The organism is Bradyrhizobium genosp. SA-4 str. CB756, from assembly GCF_000473125.1.
Taxonomy (GTDB): domain Bacteria; phylum Pseudomonadota; class Alphaproteobacteria; order Rhizobiales; family Xanthobacteraceae; genus Bradyrhizobium; species Bradyrhizobium arachidis.
On sequence record NZ_KI421499.1, the window covers coordinates 4,002,039 to 4,023,486 of the forward strand.

A 21,448-nucleotide genomic window follows, 5' to 3' on the forward strand; every position below is an offset into this window, starting at 1 on the left:
GAGAGGGAGAAGGAAGAAACTAATCCTTCGGCCGCAGCTTCTCGACTTCGGCGTCGCTCGGCAGATAATCCGAACCCTTCTTGTAGGACGAATCCACCATCACGCCCTTGCCGTCCTTCAGCGCGGTCTTGCCGACATAGGCCCCGAGCGTCGACTGATGGTCGATTTTGCGGAAGGTGATCTCGCCGAACGGCGATGGCATGGAGAGCCCCTCCGCAGCGGCAATCAGCTTCTCCGGATCGGTCGAGCCGGCCTTCGCCAGGATCGCCGCCGCCGCCTTGATGGTCTGGTAGCCGACGATCGAGCCGAGGCGCGGATAGTCGTTGTACTTGGCCTGATAGGCCTTCAGGAACGCGTCGTGCTCGGGCGTCTTGATCGAGTACCAGGGATAGCCGGTGACGATCCAGCCCTCCGGCGTCTCGTCCTTGAGCGGGTCGAGATATTCGGGCTCGCCGGTCAGGAACGACACGACCTCGCGCCCCTTGAACAGGCCGCGGGTGTTGCCTTCACGCACGAGCTTGACGAGGTCGGCGCCGAAGGTGACGTTGAGGATCGCTTCGGGATTGGCGGCGGCAACCGCCTGCACCACGGGACCTGCGTCGATCTTGCCCTGCGGCGGCCACTGCTCGTCGACCCACTGGATGTCAGGGCGCTTCTCCGACATCAGCTTCTTGAACACCGACACCGCCGACTGGCCGTATTCATAGTTCGGCGCGATCGTCGCCCAGCGCTTGGCCGGCAGCTTGGCTGCGGCTTCCACCAGCATCGCGGCCTGCATGTAGTTGGAGGGACGCAGGCGGAAGGTGTACTTGTTGCCCTTCGCCCAGGTAACGGCGTCCGTCAGCGGCTCGGCCGCGAGGAAGAACACCTTCTTCTGGTTGGCGAAGTCGCTGACCGCGAGGCCGATGTTCGACAGGAACGTGCCCGTCAGCATCGCCACGCCTTCGCTGGAGACGAGCTCGTTGGCCGCGGTCTGCGCATCCGCCGGCTTGCCGCCGTCGTCCTTGGAGATGACGACGAGCTTCTTGCCGTTGATGCCGCCGGCCGCGTTGATCTCTTCCACCGCGAGCTGCCAGCCCTTGCGATAGGGCTCGGTGAACGCCGGCAGCAGCGAATAGCTGTTGATCTCGCCGATCTTGATGTCCTGCGCCATGGCCGAATGGGCCATGCCGCCGGCCAGAAGCGCGAAGGCCACGCCGACGAAGTAATTTCTTGCTCGCATCCCAACCTCCAGTTTTGAACTTTTACGCCTTGAACATGTCCCGAGAGCTGTGCCCGCCCCCGGATCATGCCCTCATCTCAAACCGTCTTCGCCCTTCACTTCCGCGACCGTCAGCCCGCCCACGCGCGGGAGCGGACGGCCGCTGTCTGTGACGGCGACCGCGACCATGATCTCGTTGGCGCGCGGCGCGTCGTTGATCTGCACTTCCATGCCGTCAAAGTGGCTGCGCACGAAGGCCGCGTCCTTGTGCCCGAGCGGAATGTCGAGCGTCGTGCCGGGACCGCTGCGCTTTTTCGACGACGGAATCAGCGCCGCCCCCTTGCTCAAAACTTTCCGCACCGGCGCGCCCATCTTCGGATGAAGGATCGCGGCGGCGTGCTCGAGCTCGCCGTTCTCGCCGACAGCCGCGGCCTTGCCGTAGCTCTGCGCCTTCGCGCCATCGATACCCAGCGCAGCCACCGCGCGCTTCGACAAGAGTTCGCCGAGCTCCTCGCCGATCGCGATCAGCGGCGAGAGATCCTCGACATATTTTCCGGCAAAGGGATTTTCGATCACGGCGATCGCGGCCGCACGCCGCGTCGGCGGCGAGACCTGGCGGCCCATCTCCATCTGCGTCTCTTCGACGACGGTGACGATCTTGCGGATGATCGCGCTCATGTTTCGCTTCCCTGTTCAGGCACTGACCGCGTTCTCCAGCACAAGCGGGCGTGGTCGTTGCTCTTCTATATCCTTGGTTCCGATGACAAGCATATCACCACAAAGCCTGAGCATGGCACCCTCAATCAGTCCGCGATCGAATAATTGCCGTGCACATTCCGCGCCAGATTCCAGCGCAGCGGATATTTCCTTCTGCGACAATTCACCGACGTTGCGGGTGACGAGACGAGCGCCGAGATCGCTGTCGGGCTGAAGCTCGTTCGCAGGCGTGCGGATGATGGCGGGATGCCCGGGCAGATCAACGGCATTGGCAACGATCGTCGCCGCCGCATCAGCCCGCGACGCCGTCGCCGCCAGCACCGTCACCGCATCGGCAATGCCGAGCGAGAAGCTGCGGCCGTGGCGTCCGCTGGTTGCGATGCCCCGCACGGGATCGTCGGCATCGACCCTCATGGCTCGCATCACGCCGTCGCGATCGGGCCGGTCCATCAGGCCAACAGAAAAATGTTCGCCCCTGCTCAAGTGAAGCGCGATGTCGCCGCCATTGTTGACATAGGCCTGATCAAGCGTCGCCGCGGCCAGCATCGCGCCGAGAATTTCCTCCGCCACGCTGCCGGCAACGGCAGCCATCGGCGTGATGAAACAATCGGCGGCATAGGGCGCGACGGCGGCGTGCATGCGACGGGCCACCACGCCCTTCAGCGAGGTCCGCGCCCCAGCAGCCGCCCGCAGCTCCGGCAGCTCCGCGCAGAGTTCGTCGAGCAGTCCGGTGAACCTTCGCGCCGCAGCCTCATAGGCTGCGCGCACGGCGTCCGCGCGCCCCCTCGCCTCAACGATCAGATCAATCGGTCCATCCTGCAAATGCAGCCGCCGGCCATCAGACAGCAATGCGATTTGCGGGAGCCGTGTCATGCCCGCGGTCCCGGGATCGGATTCTGCCAGGGCAGCTGACGGACGTCCTCACCGTTCTGCACCTCGGCGAGCGGCTTGACGTAATCCATGTGACCGCCGAGCGCAGCATAGTCGGTCAGCTTCATCGTGAACTCGATCGGCGCAACCAGCGCCGGCGTCGGAACATAGCCGAACGCGCCCGCCGGCATCTGCGTGACGTCGACCATGTAGGTGATGCCGCCGCCGGGCCAGACATAGACCGGCGCACCGCCGCTGGTGACGCGCGTCAGTGCATCCTTCACCGAGCGCGTCAGCCGCACCGGATTGTCGGTGACGCCGGCGCGCAGCGAGCCACCAGCGCCCGCCATGAACAACACCGTGCACAGCGCCGGCTCGCAATTCTCCTGGATGCGCTCGACCGAGAATTTCAGGTCGGCCGGCATCTCGGTCTCGACCGGGCTCAGGGCCTCGTCGAGCACGTAATAGGACGAATGCTCGCCGGTCGTGGAGACCATCAGCATGGTCAACCCGGCCTTCGCCTCCTTCTTGTCGAAGGGCCCGAGAATCGACAGCGGGTCGGAGATGTTGGTACCGCCCCAACCGGTGCCGGGATCGGCGACCTGGAAATAGCGGCCGGGTGTCGAGCGGCGTCCCTTCATCTTGATGCCGGTGTCGGCGATGTCGAGCAGTTTTCCGGCCTGGTGCTCCGAGAGCACACCGGTGATGTGGTCATCGACCACGACGACTTCATCGACCTTGCCATGCCACTGCTTGGCGAACATGCCGATCGTCGCCGAGCCGCAGCCGACGCGCATGCGCTCTTCCTTGACGCCGTTGACGATCGGCGGCTGGCCGGCCTGCACCACCACGGTGGCACCGCCGTCGATGGTCAGCTCCACCGCCTTGCAATTGGCGAGGTCCATCAGCGTGTCGCAGGTGACGCGGCCCTCCTTCTTGGAGCCGCCGGTCAGATGATGCACGCCGCCGAGCGACAGCATCTGCGAGCCGTATTCGCTGGTGGTGACGTGGCCGACCGCCTCACCCTGTGCGCGTACGGTCGCGGACTCCGGCCCGAGATAGCGGTCGGTGTCGATCTTCACCTTGATGCCGCAATAGGAGAAAATGCCCTCGGTGACCACGGTCACCATGTCGACGCCATCGACCTCCGCGGAGACGATGAACGGCGCCGGCTTGTAATCGGGATAGGTCGTGCCGGCGCCGATTGCGGTGACGAAGGTGGAAGGCTCGTGGACGATCTTGCCGTCCCAGTCTTCGGTGCGGCTGAACGGCACCAGCTTGCCGCCGTGCTCGACGGTGCGCTCCAGGATCACATGCGGATCGACGCGAACGAGCTTGCCGTCATGGTTGGCATAGCGGTCGCAGGCGCCCGCCGCGCCCGGCTTGATGTAGCACATCACCGGACAGGCATCGCAGCGGATCTTGTCGGTGGCAGCGCTCGTCGTTTCCATCACCATGTCAGAGCCAGCGGAGACTTGGTTATCATTCGTATACGAACGATGTTGCGCGCGGTCCCCCGGGGCTGTCAAGCACCGGTGCAGCGCAAAAGATGCCGCTGCCGCATAAAAGCTCATTTGCCTAGTCGCGCTGTCCACAAACAAGGCAACCGCGCTGCAGTGCGGCATGCACGGCTTGCACGTTTGTGTACAAACGGTATCGTCGCGACGTCGATTTTCATGCGGGCTTGGAAACGAGGATGACGCAGACACCGATCCGCCTCACGGTGAACGGAGGGATCCACGAGGTCACGGCGGCGCGCGATACGCCGCTGCTCTACGTGCTGCGCAACGATCTCGCGCTCAACGGTCCGAAATACGGTTGCGGCCTCGGTGAATGCGGCACCTGTACTGTCCTGATCGACGGCGCCGCCGCGCGCTCCTGCGTGATTCCGCTCAGTGGCTGCGCCGGCCGCGACATCGTGACGCTCGAAGGGCTCGGCACCCGCGACAAGCCTGACGTGGTGCAGCAGGCCTTCATCGACGAGCAGGCCGCGCAATGCGGCTACTGCCTCAACGGCATGATCATGACGACCAAGGCTCTGCTCGCGATCAATCCGCGGCCGACCGAGCAGGAGGCGCTCGCCGCGCTGCGCTACAATCTCTGCCGCTGCGGCACCCATGTCGAAATCCTGCGCGCGGTGATGCGCGCCTCCGGCCAGCTCACCGAGGCCGCGGATTGATGGCCTCCCCTGTCTCGAGCGCAGCTGAGCGGCCATCGGGTTCGCTCGTCGTCGTCCGCACCGTGGACGAGGTCACATCCGAGACGTTCGTGCGCATCACCGCGGACGGTTCGGTCACGGCCTATAACGGCCATGTCGATCTCGGCACCGGCATCCGCACCGCGCTCGGCCAGATCGTCGCCGAAGAGTTAGATGTGTCCTTAGCGCGCGTCGTCGTCGTGCTCGGTGATACCGCCGTGGTGCCGAACCAGGGCGCGACCATTGCCAGCGAAACCATCCAGATCACCGCCGTGCCCTTGCGCAAGGCCGCAGCCCAGGCGCGGCAGTTCCTGATCGCGCGCGCGGCCGAGCGGCTGGAGCTGTCGGCGGCTGAGCTGACGATCGAGGACGGTCTCGTCCGCGGGCATAATCGCAGCGTCAGCTATGGGGAGTTGATCGGCGGCGAAGAAATCCGGCTCGAGCTTGCCGACGACGTTGAGGTCAAGCCTGTCGGCGATTACGCCATCGTCGGCCGATCCGTCCCGCGTATCGACCTGCCCGCCAAGGCAACGGGCGAATTGACCTTCGTGCACGATATTCGCCTGCCAGGCATGCTGCACGGCCGCGTGGTGCGTCCGCCCTATGCCGGCGTCGATGCCGGGCCGTTCGTCGGCACCAGCCTGATCGCCGTCGATGAATCGTCCGTCCGCGACATTCCCGGCCTAGTCGCGGTGGTGCGCATCGGCGATTTCGTCGGCGTCGTCGCCGAGCGCGAGGAGAATGCGATCCGCGCGGCCGAGCAGCTCAGGGTGAGCTGGAAGCCGACGCCTGCCCTCGCCGACCTCGCCGATGTCGAGACCGCGCTGCGCGCCAATCCGTCGACGCCGCGCACGCTGATCGACAAGGGCAACGTCGATGCTGCCATTGCCGGCGCGGCCAAGCCGATGCAGCGCACCTATGTGTGGCCGTATCAGATGCATGCCTCGATCGGCCCCTCCTGCGCCGTCGCCGATGTCCAGGACGGCAACATCCGCGTCTGGTCGGGCACGCAGAACCCGCACGTCCTTCGCGCCGATCTCGCGCTGCTGATCGAACGTCCCGAAAGCGAGATCGAGGTCATCCGCTTGGAGGCCGCCGGCTGCTACGGCCGCAATTGCGCCGACGATGTCACCGCCGACGCCTTGCTGCTCTCGCGCGCCGTCGGCCGGCCCGTCCGCGTGCAGCTCACACGCGAGCAAGAGCACACCTGGGAGCCCAAGGGCACCGCGCAACTGATCGACGTCAATGGCGGCCTCGATGCCGACGGCGGCATCGCCGGTTACGATCTCGCGACGCGCTATCCCTCGAATGCCGCACCGACGCTCGCACTGCTGCTGACGGGACGCATCTCGGCGGAGCCCGTCGTGCTGCAGATGGGCGACCGCACGGCGATCCCGCCCTACGATTACGAAAATATGCGCGTCGTCGCCCACGACATGCCGCCGATCGTGCGCGCCTCCTGGTTTCGCGGCGTCTCGGCGCTGCCGAACACCTTTGCGCATGAATCCTATATCGACGAGGCCGCGACCGAGGCCGGCGTCGATCCCATCGAATACCGCCTGCGCTATCTGAAGGACCCGCGCGCGGTCGATCTCGTCAATGCGGTCGCCGAGCGCGCGGGCTGGACGCCGCGCCCGGCGCGCGAGAAGAAGGACGGCGAGATCGTGCACGGGCGCGGCTTTGCCTATGCGCTCTACGTCCACAGCAAGTTTCCGGGCTATGGCGCGGCATGGTCGGCCTGGATCGCCGACGTCGCGGTGAACAAGACCACCGGCGATGTCAGCGTCACGCGCGTCGTCGCGGGGCAGGATTCCGGGCTGATGATCAATCCGGACGGCGTGCGCCACCAGATCCACGGCAACGTCATCCAGTCCACCAGCCGCGCGCTGATGGAGGAGGTCTCATTCGAGCGCGGCGCGGTGGCGGCGCGCGAATGGGGCGCTTATCCGATCATCCCCTTCCCCGATGTGCCCAAGATCGACGTGTTGATGCTGCCGCGGCCGGACCAGCCGCCGCTCGGCGTCGGTGAGTCCGCATCGGTGCCGAGCGCAGCCGCGATTGCGAACGCGATCTTCGATGCCACCGGCGTGCGCTTTCGCGAGCCGCCATTCACGCCGGAGCGCATCCTTAGGGGTCTGCATGGCGAGACATCGCCCGTGCCGCAGGCCCTGCCCGCGCCGGCTGCGCCAAAACCGTCGCGCATCTGGGAAAATCCGTTCGCGAAGGGTGCCGGCATCTTTGCGACGATTGCGGCCGTCTGCACCGCGGCGATCGGTATCGGCGCCGCACTCCTGCCAGGCCGCGCCATCGCGCCGATCGCACGGCCCGATGCATCGGTCTATTCCGCAGCGACCATCGCGCGCGGCCAGCAGCTTGCCGCGCTCGGCAATTGCGCGGAGTGCCACACCAACCTTGGCGGCGTGCTTAACGCCGGCGGCCGTGCGCTGGAAACACCGTTCGGCACGATCTATTCGACCAACATCACACCCGACGTCGAGACCGGCATCGGCGCCTGGTCCTTTCCAGCCTTCGAGCGCGCGATGCGCGATGGCTTGCATCGCGACGGACGGCAGCTCTATCCCGCCTTCCCCTACACGCATTTTGCGAGGACCAGCGACGCCGACATGCAGGCGCTGTACGCCTATCTGATGGCGCAGCCGGCTGTGCGCACGACAGCGCCGGCGAACACGCTCGCCTTCCCGTTCAACCTCCGCCCACTGCTCGCCGGATGGAACGCGCTGTTCCATCAAGCAAACGAGTTCAAGCCCGATCCCGCCAAATCGGAAGTCTGGAATCGCGGCGCCTATCTGGTCGAGAGCCTCGGCCATTGCAGCGGCTGCCATTCGCCGCGCAACGCGCTCGGCGCCGAGCAGCGTGGCGCCTATCTCGCCGGCGGCTTCGCCGAGGGCTGGGAGGCGCCGCCGCTGACCTCGCTCTCGCACGCGCCGATCCCCTGGAGCGAGGACGAGCTGTTCGCGTACCTGCGCACCGGCCATTCGCGCCATCACGGCGTCGCCGCCGGCCCGATGGCGCCCGTTGTCAGGGACCTCAAGGCGCTGCCCGATCAGGACATCCGCGCGATGGCGGTCTATCTCAACTCGTTCAACGACACCGCGACTGACGCGCCCGCGCTCGCCGCAAAGCTCGAGAGCGCGACGCAGGTCACCGTCACCTCGTCCACCGGCGCACGACTTTACCAAGGCGCGTGCGCCGTCTGCCATGAGGTCGGCGGCCTGCCGCTGTTCGGAAGCCGCCCCTCCCTCGCGCTCAACAGCAACCTGCACAGCGCGAAGCCCGACAATCTCTTGCAGGTGATCCTGCACGGCATCGCTGATCCCGTGTCGAGTGATCTCGGCTACATGCCAGCGTTCAGGAACAGCATGAGCGACGCGCAGGTCGAGGAGCTCGTCAGCTTCTTGCGCAAGCAGTTCGCGCCCGACAAGCCGGCGTGGACGGGCGTGCGGGAGACGATCGCGCGCGTCCGGGCGTCGGTGCACTAGCGCCTGACTGGGATCAGCCCCGATGCCGCCTCAGCGGAGGTGTGTTCCCTCCCCCCTCGGGGAGGGCTAGGGAGAGGGGTGGCCCAGGAAAAGGCGCCAGTTGTTGACGATGCACCAAGTGCGGGTGCGCGACGGACAGAGTCCCCGTGTGGTACCCCCCTCCCTGCCCCTCCCCCACAAGGGGGGAGGGAACGGATAGAGCGCCGCTGTCGGTCCGACTAAATCCGACATCAATCCGGTACGTTCAAATGCTCACCCGTGCTTCTTCATCTCCACCGGCGGCGTGCCGTGGGTGTGGAAGGACTCGATCGTCTTCAAGCCCCAGGCCTGGCCCTTCTTGCGCTCCTCCTCGGTCCACACGATCGGCTTCCAGTCGGGTGCGAGGATGAGGCGCGCGCCGGCATTGGCGACCTCGACGCGGTTACCGCCGGGCTCGTAGACATAGAGAAAGAAGGTCTGCTGGATCGCGTGCTTGTGCGGGCCGGTCTCGATGTGCACGCCGTTTTCCAGGAAAATGTCGGCGGCGCGAAGGATCTCCTCGCGGCTGTCAAGCGCGTAGGTGACGTGGTGGAAGCGGCCGGGCGTGCCGGAATGGTCGAGCGAATAGGCGAAGTCGTAGCTCTTGTTCGACATCGTCAGCCACATCGCCGCTTCCCGCCCGTCGTTGAGCACGATCTGCTCGGTCAGGCGGCAGCCGAGATAGTTCTCGAAGAACTCGCGGTTGGCCTTGATGTCGACGGCGAGGCAGTTGAGATGATCGAGCCGGCGGACATTGACGCCGCGTGCGGGAAAGCGCTGCGCCTGGTTCTTCAGCGCGGGCTTCAGCTCCGGCGGCGCCTGATACCATTCGGTCTCGTAATAGAGCTCGACGATGTGGCCGTCGGGGTCGCGGCAGCGGAAGGTCGGCCCCTGCCCCATGTCGCCGTCGATCCAGCCGATGTCGAAGCCGGAGCCCTTCAGCGCGGCGACGCGGCGCTCCAGCGCCTGCTGGCTGCGCGCGCGCAGCGCCATGTGCTCCATGCCTGAGGTCTTCGACGCCGTGAGCTTGAGCGAATAGCGCTCGTAATCGTCCCAGCCGCGCAAGTAGACCGACTCGCCCTTCTGGCCGCTGACGGTCATGCCCATGACGTCGACGAAGAATTTGAGGCTCTCATCGGGCTTCGGCGTCAGCAGCTCCATGTGGCCGAGATGGGCGAGATCGAGGATCGGTTCGGGCTGCATGATGTCCTCCAGAGCGTGGCTTGCGATCCGCTGCAACAGATCGCGCATTCGGGCGCAGAGCTGCAACGCGCTCACGCCCGGGCGGCGCCGAGGCCGCGGGGTTCATTTGTACTAATGTACAAATGATTAGGTCCCGTCAACAAATCAAACCGCGAAGGTCCCGATCGACGGCCGCCTGTCCCCGATGACAACCATCCGTCAAGCCACGGACGGACTCGTCGAATGGTAAAATCTTCCTTAAGCGCCTTCGGCCGCGCCGGCCCAGAAAAGCAGCAGTTTTCGGCCGTTTCTGCTCCAAAGTATGCATTGGGAACAAAGCGAGCGGCGGAATTGTCGCGGATTTAACGAAGCGGGCGCGCCTGCCGTTTAACCGTTTGTCCAGCGACGGCCCCGCATAGTCGGAGAAACATTCTGTCTTCTCGGGTTCATCCATCGTGACATCCTTTGGACGCGTGATTTCGGTTCGCGGATCGCTCGCCCGGGTCGGGCTTTTGGCGGCAAACCAATTGTCGATCTCGGAAGTTCGGGCGACCGTCGGCCGCTTCGTCAGCATTCGTTGCGCCAGCTCGGTCATCGTCGCCATGATCACCGAGGTGTCCTGCGAGAATTTGTCGAGCGCCGACAATTACATCGCCATCGCCTCGGTCGACCTGCTCGGCGAGATCCTCAACGCCGCCGACAAGGCGAAATTCCAGCGCGGCGTCACCAATTATCCGACCATCGGCGATGCGGTCGACCTGATCACCAGCCAGGAGCTGCGCACGATCTACGCGCCGACCGGCTCGGACCAGATCAATGTCGGCTTCCTCCAGCAGGACCGCTCCGTCGTTGCCTATGTCGACGTCGAGGAAATGCTGTCCAAGCATTTTGCGGTGCTGGGATCGACCGGCGTCGGTAAATCGACCGGCGTGTCGCTGCTGCTCAACGAAATCCTGAAGGCGCGGCCGAACCTGCGCATCTTCCTGCTCGACGTCCACAACGAATATGGCCGCTGCTTCGGCGACCGCGCGCTGGTGCTGAACCCGCGGAACCTGAAGCTGCCGTTCTGGCTGTTCAATTTCGAGGAAATCGTCGACGTGCTGTTCGGCGGTCGCGCCGGCGTGCCCGAAGAGCTCGACATCCTCGCCGAGGTGATCCCGCTCGCCAAAGGCGTTTACACCCAGTACCAGAACGCCGATCGCATCGGCCTCAAGCGCATCGATCCCAAGCAGATCGGCTACACCGTCGATACGCCGGTGCCGTATCGTCTCGTCGACCTGCTGTCGCTGATCGACGAGCGCATGGGCAAGCTCGAGAACCGCTCCTCGCGCATCATCTATCACAAGCTGATCTCGCGCATCGAAGCCGTGCGCAACGATCCGCGCTACGCCTTCATGTTCGACAACGCCAATGTCGGCGGCGACACCATGGCCGAAGTGATCAGCCATCTGTTCCGCCTGCCGGCCAACGGCAAGCCGATGACGGTGATGCAGCTCGCCGGCTTCCCGGCCGAGGTCATCGATTCCGTCGTGTCCGTGCTCTGCCGCATGGCCTTCGACTTCGGCCTGTGGAGCGACGGCGTCTCGCCGCTACTGTTCGTCTGCGAAGAGGCGCACCGCTACGCCTCCGCCGACCGCAACGTCGGCTTCGGCCCGACCCGCAAGGCCGTGTCGCGCATCGCCAAGGAAGGCCGTAAATACGGCGTCTATCTCGGCCTCATCACGCAGCGCCCCGCAGAGCTCGACGCCACCATCATCTCCCAGTGCAACACGCTGTTCACGATGCGTCTTGCCAACGACCGCGACCAGGCGCTGCTACGTGCCGCGGTGTCGGACGCGGCCGCGAACCTGCTGTCCTTCGTGCCCTCGCTCGGCACCCGCGAGGTGCTGGCGTTCGGCGAAGGTGTCGCGCTGCCGACCCGCCTGCGTTTCAAGGAGGTGCCGCCGCACCAATTGCCGCGCGGCGAAGCGACCATCTCGAGCGTGCCCTCCATGACCTCCGGTCACGACATGCATTTCGTCAGCGCCGTGCTCGAGCGCTGGCGCGGCGCCACCTCGCAGCGCGACGTGCCGAACGATCCGGTGTTCGCGGCCCCGCCCGCCAAGACGATGTCCAGCCTCGAAGCCCCGATGCTGCAACCGTCGATGGGCCTCGACCCCGATCGCTTCTCGCTGCTGAAGAAGCCGCTGCGGTAAGCCACAAATCACCGCACCCGTAGGGTGGGCAAAGGCGCGCCAGCGCCGTGCCCACCTCGTGTCAGCGCACGCGGACAAGAGTGGTGGGCACGCTTCGCTTTGCCCACCCTACGGCAGCGGTGCCGGCGACGTTGAGCACCGCCCCCGCATCGACTATGTTTCCCGGTCCCCAGCCGGAAAACATGCCAATGACAAAACCACAACGCTTCCCCGCTCCCGCCCTCGACACGCTGCCCGAGGACATCCGCACGCGCCTGCTCGCGGTGCAGGAGAAGAGCGGCTTCGTGCCGAACGTGTTCCTGACGCTGGCCTACCGACCGGACGAGTTCCGCGCCTTCTTCGCCTATCACGACGCGCTGATGGAGAAGGACAGCGGGCTGACCAAGGCCGAGCGCGAGATGATCGTGGTCGCGACCTCCGCGGCCAACCAGTGCCAGTATTGCGTGATCGCGCATGGCGCGATCCTGCGCATCCGCGCCAAGAACCCTTTGATTGCCGACCAGGTCGCGGTGAACTACCGCAAGGCCGACATCACGCCCCGCCAGAAGGCGATGCTGGATTTCGCGATGAAGGTGTCCGCCGACGCGCAGCGCGTCTCCGAGGACGATTTCGCGGCGCTTCAACCCCACGGCTTCAGCGACGACGACATCTGGGACATCGCCGCGATCTCCGCCTTCTTCGCGCTCTCGAACCGCCTTGCCAACTTCACCGGCATGCGCCCGAACGAGGAGTTCTACCTGATGGGACGGCTGCCGAAGACGTGACCGACAAGACATGACCGAGCTGGACTGGCCCGAGATCCTGCTGCGCCTTGGCGTTGCGACGCTCGCCGGCGCCGCAATCGGGCTTGACCGGGACCTGCACGACAAGCCGATCGGGCTGAAAACGCTCGGCATCGTCGGGCTCTCCACCGCAACCGTCGTGCTGCTCGCCGTGCAGTTCGCCGAGCCCGGCAAGATCACCGACGCGGCCAGCCGCGTGATCCAGGGCATCCTCACCGGCATCGGCTTTCTCGGCGCCGGCGTCATTGTGCGCGAGGGCCATCGCTTCCGCGTCCATGGATTGACCAGCGCAGCCTGCGCCTTCCTCGCCGCCTGCCTCGGCATCGCCTGCGGCGCCGGCGAATGGAAGATCGTCCTGGTCGCGCTGGTGATCGCGATCGTGCTGCTCACGGTCGGCCGGCCCGTCGAGCGCTGGCTGCACCGCCTGCTCGGCGGCAATGACACTCAAACATAGGACGGAAGCGACGCGATAAGTCTGATGCGCACGCAGATGCGGCTCGCGAGAGTGCCGGGTTCCATTTCATCGTTTGCGTCCAAGCACGATTATGTTCGAAATCGCCATCATCGCGCTTTAGACCGTTGTTCGAGCGTGGTCTTTTCGAACTGCGATTGCCTCATCTTCCGCATCATGCGCAAACCATCGCGCGCCGACATCCTGTTGGCGTAATCGCTTCGACGTACACGTGTCACATGCGCGTCGTCGGCCACACTCGATAATCGCTTCCCGTTGCAGACAACATCCGCGCAGATTGCGCAGCCAGCCTGGGGGCGATCACATGAACAAGAAGATTCTCCTTTCCATGATTGCCGCGATGTCGCTCGCCACATCGCTGGCCGGTGTTGCGACGCCTGTGCGTGCGGGTGACGACGACCGCGACTTCGACAACTTCCGCAATCGCGATCACGGTGGCGGCCATCACGGCCACAAGTCGAAGCAGGTCGTGCTGATCTCGCTCGACGGCGCCAAGCCGAATTTCATCCAGCAATTCATCGAGGAAGGCGTGTTGCCGCGGGACGGCGCCCTGGCGCGGCTGAGCCGCCATGGCGCGGTCGCGCTGCAGAACGTGACGGCCTCGCCGTCGCTCACGGCGGTGTCGCATATCGAGATCGCCACCGGCTCGAACGCGGTTCACAACGACATCCCCTCGAATACGTTCCAGGCCGCCGTCGCGCCGATCTCCTCGAGCATCAGCGGCTTCGCAGCGCCGATCGGCGGCTATCAGGAGAGCCCGCTCGGGCCTTCGCCGCACCCGACGGCCGAACCGCTGTGGGTGCAGCTCCGCCAGCAGGGCAAGAAAGTCGCCACCGCGACCTGGCCCGGCGGCGATGGCGCCGACATCTTCATCAACGGCACCGTGGTGCAATCGGCGCAGCCGACCCGCGTCGTCAACTACACCGTGCCGTTCGGCGCGTTCGGCGGCCTCTCCGCCCAGGGCTTCTCGTTGACCCAATCCGACTTCGCACCCGATGCGGGCGTCGTCGCAGGCCTCCAGGCGGCCGGCCATTTCTCCTTCAGCCCGGTGCTGGTGACGACCAACCCGATCGAGTCGTTCTCGTGCTCCTCGGCGCAGACCTCGACCTGCTCCAGCAACGCGGCGACGTTCGACGTCAAATATTCGATCCGCGTCGCGGCGATCGACACCACCAACGACAACAAGGTGAACTACGACACCCTGGTGTTCTTCGACAGCACGCAGGGCATCAAGCGAGGACCGTTCCACGCCCCCTCGACGGGACCTGCCTATGCCAAGTTCGGCGACGAGAACGCGCCGTTCTTCTTCGAGGGCAGCGGCGCCAAGGTCGGTGCCGCCTATTACGTCTCGCAGCTTTCGCCCGACCTTTCGGTCGTTCGCTTCGCCCGCTACGGCGCCAACTACATCCCGCGCAACACGCCGGTGCTGGCCGATGTCGACGACATCAACAACAACATCGGCTTCTGGCGTCCGCAGGCCGATTTCCGCATTCCGGAGCGGCTGAGCCCCGGCTTCACCAATTTCCCCGACGTCGAGATCGAGGCGATGTTCGAGGACATGGTCAAGACCTTCGTGCGCTACCAGGCCGAGATCGGCGAGCGTGCGATCCAGAATCATCCCGACGCCGACCTCGTCATGGTCTATATCGAGCAACCCGACGGCTCCGAGCATCAGTTCCTGCTCACTGATCCGCGCCAGGGCACCAACCCGAAGGACCCGAACTCGATCGGCGCGGGCCAGGATCCGGCCAAGGTCAAGCGCTACGCCTCCTATATCCGCTTCGCCTATCAGGTCGCCGACAAGGCGGTGAAGAAGATCGCCGATGCGGCGGGCCCCGACAGCAACGTCATCGTGGTCTCCGACCACGGCTTCGCCCCGTTCCACACCTCGGTCAGCATGACCAACATCCTGAAGAACGCCGGCATCGACACCACCAAGCTGGCGATCCGCACCTCGGGTCCGGCGGTCAACATCTACGTCAACCTCCAGAACCGCGAACAGGGCGGCACCGTCGATCTTGCGACCTACAAGGCGCTGGTTGCGCAGATCACCGATGCGGTGAAGAACGCGGTCGATCCCAATCCGAAGTTCAACTACTCGCTCGACAGCGGACGTCTGTTCAACGTGGTCGAGACCCGGCCGCTGCAATGCAACGCCGGGACCGGGCTGTGCACCAGCAAGACCATCGGCCAGGATTTCGGCGATGTGTTCGCGCTGATGGCGCCGGGCTACAATTTCGACGGCATCCAGAGCCCCGGCGTCGCCCGCCTCGGCGACCCCGCGTTCAATGCGGCGACCACCACGGTGTCGATGCCGAACTTCTACGGTGCCCACGGCCATGATCCGGAGCTGCCGGTGATGAGCGCGACCTTCATCGCCGCAGGTCCCGATATCCGCAAGACCACGATCCGGCGCATGCGCAATCTCGACGTGGCGCCGACCATCATGCAGATCCTCGGCGTCAGGCCGCACCAGGTCGACGGCGAGGTGCTGCGCGAGATCCTGCGCTAAAGCAGGTCGCATAACCTTCGAGCCCAGCCGATGGGCGCTGACCGGCGCTCATCGGCATTTTTCTTGGCGCCGTGCCGCTCACGTCTTCCGCCGCAGGCTCCAGAGCGTTCCGGCGCCCAGGATGGCGGTCACGAGCAGGATGGCGACGAAAGTCTGCATGATGGTGAAGTTGAGCGCATCGCGCGCCACGAACAGCGCGGTGATGGCGCCGGCCGCGACAAAGAGGATGCGAAAGATCAAGCTCATGGCCGTGCCTCCAGATCGGCATGACCTGGAGCCCGCGCCCTGGACATCGGGGCGCAGCACGCCGTAGTCGATCATGCGGGGCGGACTCTAGCTGGCCGCCACGACGCGGATTTGCGGCAGATCAAGCCTGCCCCGAAGCGTATGCCGCTATTGCTTCGCCATCAGATCCAGCGCCGGCGCGAAGCGCTCGGCAAACGTCAACGACTTGGCGTGGTTGACCGCGGCGAACGATGCCGAGATTCCTGCTGAAGCAACCGCGAGCAAGGCAACTACCAAAACCAGACGGCGCATGTCCGCCTCCTGTGTGAGCTCGACTACCCCACACAGATGGGACCGCTCTGTTTCAGGACGGTTTCATGGGCGCAGAAAATGATTTCGCTCAAGCGGCTGTGATCAGAGCCGTCTTATCGGGCCGCGTGCGCTAACCAACTAATAAGTGTTGCTGCTGTCTTGCGGCGAGCGCGGACCGGGTCGGGAATTTCGCACCCACGATCGCGATCGTGAAGGACAGGGCGACCGCAACAGCCAGCTTTTGCTGGAATGCGGAGTTATCGAGGAATTACGCAGATGAAAGTCGTCATCCGGAAGCTCAACGGCCTGTGGCACCTCATCGTCGGATCGAGCCAGATCCGAACGCCCTTCCTGGATACCCAGGACCGCGCGCTAGTCGTCACTTACGCCCGACGCGCCTATCCCGGCGCCAAGATTTTTCAGCGCGACTGATGCGGGCGCTGGCGCCTAATCATCGTCCGCCGGCCCGCACCAGCCGGGCAGATAGATCGCGTCCTTGCTCTTGGCCGATGACAATGCCTTTTCCAGTGCCTTGTCGAAATTGGCGTCCACCGCCTTGCGCGTCAGCTTCCGACGCAGAAAGTCGGCCCACAGAAATTCGGAGAACGGCGTAGTGTCCTTGGCGAAGCCGCCCATGCGGCGGAGCTCACCGGCAAGGCTGCGGAACGGATCGTCCTTGAGATCGGCGACCGATTTCGGCAGATCGCGGAACGGGCGCCGCTCGCCTTTGGCGTCGTAGGGATAGACCCAGCGCTTGTTGTCCATCACGCCCCAGAACGCCTCGCGCTCGACCATCCGGAGATCACCGACGACGGTGACAAGCACCTCCTTCACGCCCTCGTCATGCAGCGCGCGGCCGAGATGATGATGGTCGATCACGTAGTAGCGCAGATCAGGCCCGTAGACGACGGGGATCATGTGAGTGCCGAGCAGCTCGGACTGCTTCTTGCTGCCGTGCTCGCGCCAGCGCTTGCGCTTCTCCTTGACCTCTCGCATGCCGACCGTCATCTGCGTCGGCCGCAGCGACAGGATCGGCACCGGATGCACTCTCGGCTCGCGCGCGTTGGTGGTGGTCATGATCGAAGATCCTTCGCATTGTTTCGCAACCGGTGGTCCCGGTTCCCGGATTATGACACGGGCCCGACAGCGGCAAAATGCATTCGGTTCCGGCAGCGGGATCACAAGCCGATGTATACGGCGACAGCGCCGTGGCCGTTGCTGCAGCGCAACGCGCGTCTTCCTGACTCAGAGATGACAACCGGCTCCGCGCTCGCCAGCAGCGCCCCGAGGCCAACAGTGCGAACCCACAATGCATGTGCGCGTTGAGAAGATTTTCTGCAACGCTTTGACCACGTGTGCTATCTAAAAATCGCTGCTTCGGAGTTGATCCTCACACATGAAGACCCAGCGGCCCATAAGCTCTGATGACGAGCACCGGGTGCTCCAGTTCAGGCCGCGCAATTCGCCCTCCCCGACGGTCCACCGGGGCAACGGTACCGTGCAGCCGCTCCGCGTTGCGCCAGAACCGCTCGACCTGTCGCGCTACGAGCAGCCCCGCACCGAGCCGGACGATTTCCGCCACCGCATGCTTGCCAACATCGCCGCCCTCGCCTTCACCGTCGCGCTGACCGCGATCGGGATCTGGCTCGCGGTGAGCATCGCCGACCTCAGGCGGACCCAGGATTGCGTGCTGATGGGCCGCCGCGACTGCGTCAAGATCACGACACCGCACATTTAGGCCCATGCCGCGGCCGGCCCCGGCCGAAAGGCTCCGGGAAGCATCCCCAGCCCTGTCGGAGCGGCCTGTCCGGCTCCATTGAACTCAGGGCGGCGCTCCGATATACGGGCTTTCGACCCGGCCAGAGGGGGGTTTGAGGGCGTCATCTGGGGCGCGATGCCCGCCCACCGTGCCACTCTGGAAATCTGACAAATATCCGCAATATATCAAAGGCTTAGTGATGTCTTCCACATTCGATCAGGTCGCCACGATCATCGCTGAAACCTGCGACATCCCGCGCGACACGATCACGCCGGATAGCCATGCCATCGACGATCTCGGCATCGACAGCCTCGATTTCCTCGACATCGCGTTTGCGATCGACAAGCAGTTCGGCATCAAGCTGCCGCTGGAAAAGTGGACCCAGGAGGTCAACGACGGCAAGGCGACCACCGAGCAGTATTTCGTGCTGAAGAATCTGTGCGCCCGCATCGACGAACTGGTTGCGGCCAAGGGCGCGAGCGCCTAAGCGCGCGGTCATGCAACTCGAATACTTCCACATGATCGATCGGATCGTCGACCTCAAGGTCGACGAGAAGACGATCGTCGTCGAGGCCCAGGTCCCCAAGGAGAGCACCATCTTCGAGGGGCACTTCCCGGGCTATCCCCTGATGCCCGGCGTGCTGCTGATCGAATCGATGGCGCAGGCCTCGGGCTGGCTTCAGCTCGGCGTGTTCAAGTTCGAGCGCATGCCGATCCTGGCTGCGGTGAAGGAAGCCAAGGTCCGCGGCTCGGTGTTCCCCGGCGACCTCATGAGCATCGAGGCGAGCCTCACCCATGAGGGCTCGGGCTATGCCATGACCGAGGCCAAGATCCGGGTCGGCGGCAAGCTGCGCGCCAACTCAGCGCTCACCTTCACGCTGATCCCCTTCCCCAATGCGGATATGCGCGGCTACATGACCAAAGTCGCCGAACGCGTCGGCTTTCCGCAACAGGCCGTATCGCCATGACTGACACTGCTTCGAAGCCCGGCCAGACGGAAGTCTGGATCACCGGCATTGGGCTTGCCACCTCGCTCGGCGAGGGCCTCGACGCCAATTGGGCCGCGCTTGAAGAGAAGCGCATCAATGTCGACGAGAAGGGCTTTGCGCCAAACGTCGTGCATCCCTTGATGCCCGTCTCCTTCGACAGCCAAATCCCGAAGAAGGGCGACCAGCGCCAGATGGAAGCCTGGCAGCGCATCGGCACCTACGCTGCCGGCCTTGCACTCGACTCCGCGGGAATCAAGGGCAACAAGGACATCCTGGCGAAGATCGACATGGTGGTCGCCGCCGGCGGCGGCGAGCGCGATCTCAACGTCGACAGCGGCGTGCTCACGGCCGAGGCCAAGGGGGCGAACGCGCCCGGCTTCCTCAATGAGCGGCTGATGAGCGACCTCAGGCCGACGCTGTTCCTGGCGCAGCTCTCGAACCTGCTCGCCGGCAACATCGCCATCGTGCACGGCTTGGGCGGCACCTCGCGCACCTTCATGGGCGAAGAGGTCGCGGGCGCAGATGCGGCCCGCATTGCGCTTGCGCGCATCGCCTCGGGCGAGAGCGACATTGCGCTGGTCGGCGGCTCGCATAATGGCGAGCGCAAGGACCTGATGGTCCTCTACGAATTCGGCGACTTCAACTTGAAGGACAAGTTCGCTCCGGTGTGGGCGCGCAAGGACCACCCCGGATTCGCGCTCGGCTCGGCCGGCGCCTTCCTGGTGCTGGAGTCGAAGGCGCATGCGGAAGCGCGCGGCGCCAAGCCGTTTGCAAAGCTGTCGAGCGTCGTTGCCGACCTCGCCCGGCGCAAGCAGCCCGGCGACATGGCCGCGACCTTGGAGAAGCTTTGGGAAAAGCTGCCGAAGCGCGAGGGCAAGGGCGCGATCATCTCGGGCGCGACCGGCACCGAGCCCGCGACCAGCGAGGAGCGCAGCTTCCTGAAGAATCATACCGACTTCCCGGTGCGCTCGACCGGCACGATGTTCGGTCACACCATGGAAACGCAGTTCCCGCTCGGCATCGCGCTCGCCGCGCTGTCGATCTCGCGCGGCGCACTGTTCCCGCCGAACGATTTGACCGGGACCGAGATTGAAATGCAGGGGGCGCCCACCCAGATTGTTGTGGTGGGAGCCGGACACTGGCGCGGCGAAGGCATGGCGCTGGTCGAGGCGGTGAGCTGAAGCGCGTCCGCGCTTTGGCTGGATGACGCTCTAGCTCTATCGGGGGATCGACATGACTGCACCACGCGACAAACTCGGGCGTCCCGTCGTCGTCGTCACCGGCATGGGCATCATGACCTCGCTCGGCAACGGCAAGGCCGACAATTGGGCCAAGCTCGTGGCCGGCGAATCCGGCATCCGCACCATCACGCGCTTTCCGATCGAGGGCCTGAAGACCACGATGGCCGGCACCGTCGATTTCGTCAGCGTCGATCCGTTCTCCTCCACCGCCCTGTCCGAGCGGATGGCCGAGATCGTGACGGAGGAAGCGCTCGAGCAGGCCGGCATCGGCGCCAAGGCCGATTTCCCGGGTCCCCTCTTCCTCGCCGTTGCGCCGGTCGAGGTCGAATGGCCGCAGCGCCGCGAGCTCGGCCGCGCCGTCGGCGCGCTCGACATCAACTATGACGATTTGCTGCGCATCTCCGGCGGCGGCAAATACACCGCCTATCATCACCGCTTCATGTTCGGCTCGGTCGCAGCCCACCTCGCCGAGACCTTCGGCACCAAGGGCTCGCCGATCTCGCTGTCGACGGCTTGCGCCTCGGGTGCGACCTCGATCCAGCTCGGCGTCGAGGCGATCCGCCGCGGCGAGACCGACGCTGCACTGTGCGTCGCGACCGACGGCACCGTGAATCCGGAGGCGCTGGTGCGCTTCTCGCTGCTCTCGGCCCTGTCGACCCAGAACGATCCGCCGCAGGCGGCCTCCCGCCCCTTCTCCAAGAACCGCGACGGCTTTGTCATGGCCGAAGGCGCCGGCGCGCTCGTGCTGGAAAGCTATGAAGCGGCAACTGCGCGCGGCGCAAAGATCCTCGGCGTGATCGCCGGCTGCGGCGAGCTCACCGATTCCTTCCATCGCACCCGCTCCTCGCCCGATGGCAAGCCGATCATCGGCTGCATGAACAAGACGCTGGCCGATGCCGGCATGACGCCGGACCAGATCGACCACATCAACGCGCACGGCACCGCGACGCCCGAGAACGACAAGATGGAGTTCAACACGACATCGGCCGTGTTCGGCGATCTCGCGCAGAAGATTCCGGTCACCTCCAACAAGTCGATGGTCGGCCACACCATCTCGGCCGCAGGTGCAGTGGAGGCGATCTTCTCGCTGCTCACGCTCGAGCATCAGCGCATCCCGCCGACAATCAACTATGACAATCCGGATCCCACGATCCTGTTCGACGTTGTCGGCAACAAGGCGCGCGATGCCCGCGTCACCGCGGTGATGTCGAACTCGTTCGGCTTCGGCGGCCAGAACGCCTCGCTGATCCTGACGCGCGAACCGGCCTGACCCGGA

21 protein-coding genes are annotated in these 21,448 nt (G+C 65.1%); 12 read left to right on the forward strand and 9 right to left on the reverse strand.

Going from position 1 to position 21,448, the window contains the following annotated elements; all coding sequences use genetic code 11:
* Positions 1-19: 19 nt before the first annotated feature.
* The 4 genes from BRAGE_RS0119795 to BRAGE_RS0119810 form a co-directional block, all read right to left on the reverse strand.
* The gene (locus tag BRAGE_RS0119795) at positions 20-1,222 is read right to left on the reverse strand and encodes an ABC transporter substrate-binding protein (RefSeq protein ID WP_027557296.1); all 1,203 of its coding nucleotides are present in this window, start codon (positions 1,220-1,222) and stop codon (positions 20-22) included.
* Between the two features lie 72 nt (positions 1,223-1,294).
* The gene (locus tag BRAGE_RS0119800; RefSeq protein ID WP_027557295.1) at positions 1,295-1,879 is read right to left on the reverse strand and encodes an amino acid synthesis family protein; all 585 of its coding nucleotides are present in this window, start codon (positions 1,877-1,879) and stop codon (positions 1,295-1,297) included.
* Between the two features lie 15 nt (positions 1,880-1,894).
* On the reverse strand, positions 1,895-2,791 hold the full coding sequence (locus BRAGE_RS0119805) for a UPF0280 family protein (RefSeq protein WP_027557294.1): 897 nt from the start codon (positions 2,789-2,791) through the stop codon (positions 1,895-1,897).
* On the reverse strand, positions 2,788-4,245 hold the full coding sequence (locus tag BRAGE_RS0119810; RefSeq protein ID WP_027557293.1) for a hypothetical protein: 1,458 nt from the start codon (positions 4,243-4,245) through the stop codon (positions 2,788-2,790). The genes BRAGE_RS0119805 and BRAGE_RS0119810 overlap by 4 nt, the downstream gene beginning before the upstream one ends.
* A gap of 239 nt (positions 4,246-4,484) precedes the next feature.
* Between BRAGE_RS0119810 and BRAGE_RS0119815 the strand changes: the two genes are divergently transcribed.
* Positions 4,485-4,967 carry a (2Fe-2S)-binding protein gene (locus BRAGE_RS0119815; RefSeq protein ID WP_027557292.1) on the forward strand — a complete coding sequence of 161 codons (483 nt, stop codon included), beginning with the start codon at positions 4,485-4,487 and terminating at the stop codon, positions 4,965-4,967.
* Positions 4,967-8,485 (forward strand): molybdopterin cofactor-binding domain-containing protein, encoded by a 3,519-nt coding sequence (locus tag BRAGE_RS0119820; protein ID WP_027557291.1) that lies wholly within the window; start codon positions 4,967-4,969, stop codon positions 8,483-8,485. Before BRAGE_RS0119815 ends, BRAGE_RS0119820 begins: the two co-directional genes overlap by 1 nt.
* A 252-nt stretch (positions 8,486-8,737) precedes the next feature.
* Here the strand turns inward: BRAGE_RS0119820 and BRAGE_RS0119825 are convergent, their stop codons facing one another.
* Positions 8,738-9,706, reverse strand: a complete 969-nt coding sequence (locus BRAGE_RS0119825; RefSeq protein WP_027557290.1) for a catechol 2,3-dioxygenase — start codon at positions 9,704-9,706, stop codon at positions 8,738-8,740.
* Between the two features lie 136 nt (positions 9,707-9,842).
* The gene (locus tag BRAGE_RS56840; RefSeq protein WP_231164339.1) at positions 9,843-10,295 is read right to left on the reverse strand and encodes a hypothetical protein; all 453 of its coding nucleotides are present in this window, start codon (positions 10,293-10,295) and stop codon (positions 9,843-9,845) included.
* Here BRAGE_RS56840 and BRAGE_RS0119830 point away from each other — a divergent pair.
* From BRAGE_RS0119830 to BRAGE_RS0119845, 4 genes are all read left to right on the forward strand, one after another.
* The gene (locus tag BRAGE_RS0119830; RefSeq protein ID WP_231164338.1) at positions 10,288-11,880 is read left to right on the forward strand and encodes an ATP-binding protein; all 1,593 of its coding nucleotides are present in this window, start codon (positions 10,288-10,290) and stop codon (positions 11,878-11,880) included. The genes BRAGE_RS56840 and BRAGE_RS0119830 overlap by 8 nt on opposite strands.
* 188 nt (positions 11,881-12,068) lie before the next feature.
* A complete protein-coding gene (locus tag BRAGE_RS0119835; RefSeq protein ID WP_027557288.1) occupies positions 12,069-12,644 on the forward strand; it encodes a peroxidase-related enzyme in 576 nt (191 codons plus the stop codon).
* Between the two features lie 10 nt (positions 12,645-12,654).
* Positions 12,655-13,116, forward strand: a complete 462-nt coding sequence (locus BRAGE_RS0119840) for an MgtC/SapB family protein (protein ID WP_027557287.1) — start codon at positions 12,655-12,657, stop codon at positions 13,114-13,116.
* 322 nt (positions 13,117-13,438) lie between these two features.
* A complete protein-coding gene (locus BRAGE_RS0119845) occupies positions 13,439-15,646 on the forward strand; it encodes an alkaline phosphatase family protein (RefSeq protein ID WP_027557286.1) in 2,208 nt (735 codons plus the stop codon).
* A gap of 78 nt (positions 15,647-15,724) precedes the next feature.
* Here the strand turns inward: BRAGE_RS0119845 and BRAGE_RS55935 are convergent, their stop codons facing one another.
* Together BRAGE_RS55935 and BRAGE_RS55940 are read right to left on the reverse strand one after the other, a co-directional pair.
* A complete protein-coding gene (locus BRAGE_RS55935) occupies positions 15,725-15,892 on the reverse strand; it encodes a hypothetical protein (RefSeq protein ID WP_167336516.1) in 168 nt (55 codons plus the stop codon).
* Between the two features lie 147 nt (positions 15,893-16,039).
* A complete protein-coding gene (locus BRAGE_RS55940) occupies positions 16,040-16,183 on the reverse strand; it encodes a hypothetical protein (RefSeq protein ID WP_167336517.1) in 144 nt (47 codons plus the stop codon).
* 276 nt (positions 16,184-16,459) lie between these two features.
* On the opposite strand from BRAGE_RS55940, the gene BRAGE_RS55945 reads away from it, so the two are divergent.
* On the forward strand, positions 16,460-16,615 hold the full coding sequence (locus BRAGE_RS55945) for a hypothetical protein (RefSeq protein WP_167336518.1): 156 nt from the start codon (positions 16,460-16,462) through the stop codon (positions 16,613-16,615).
* A gap of 15 nt (positions 16,616-16,630) precedes the next feature.
* On the opposite strand, the gene BRAGE_RS0119865 is transcribed toward BRAGE_RS55945, so the two are convergent.
* A complete protein-coding gene (locus BRAGE_RS0119865) occupies positions 16,631-17,260 on the reverse strand; it encodes a ParB-like protein (RefSeq protein ID WP_027557285.1) in 630 nt (209 codons plus the stop codon).
* Positions 17,261-17,579: 319 nt separating this feature from the next.
* Between BRAGE_RS0119865 and BRAGE_RS0119870 the strand changes: the two genes are divergently transcribed.
* The 5 genes from BRAGE_RS0119870 to BRAGE_RS0119890 all read left to right on the forward strand — a co-directional run bounded on the left by BRAGE_RS0119870 (position 17,580) and on the right by BRAGE_RS0119890 (position 21,442).
* Complete coding sequence (locus BRAGE_RS0119870; protein ID WP_027557284.1) at positions 17,580-17,921, forward strand: hypothetical protein; 342 nt, start codon at positions 17,580-17,582, stop codon at positions 17,919-17,921.
* A 220-nt stretch (positions 17,922-18,141) separates the two neighbouring features.
* A complete protein-coding gene (locus BRAGE_RS0119875) occupies positions 18,142-18,429 on the forward strand; it encodes an acyl carrier protein (protein WP_007592476.1) in 288 nt (95 codons plus the stop codon).
* A 10-nt stretch (positions 18,430-18,439) separates the two neighbouring features.
* Positions 18,440-18,910: a 3-hydroxyacyl-ACP dehydratase FabZ family protein gene (locus BRAGE_RS0119880; protein ID WP_027557283.1), complete on the forward strand. Its 471-nt coding sequence runs from the start codon at positions 18,440-18,442 to the stop codon at positions 18,908-18,910.
* A complete protein-coding gene (locus BRAGE_RS0119885; protein ID WP_027557282.1) occupies positions 18,907-20,112 on the forward strand; it encodes a beta-ketoacyl-ACP synthase in 1,206 nt (401 codons plus the stop codon). Before BRAGE_RS0119880 ends, BRAGE_RS0119885 begins: the two co-directional genes overlap by 4 nt.
* 52 nt (positions 20,113-20,164) lie before the next feature.
* Positions 20,165-21,442, forward strand: coding sequence for a beta-ketoacyl-ACP synthase (locus BRAGE_RS0119890; RefSeq protein ID WP_027557281.1), 1,278 nt, complete (start codon positions 20,165-20,167; stop codon positions 21,440-21,442).
* The last annotated feature ends 6 nt before the right edge of the window (positions 21,443-21,448 follow it).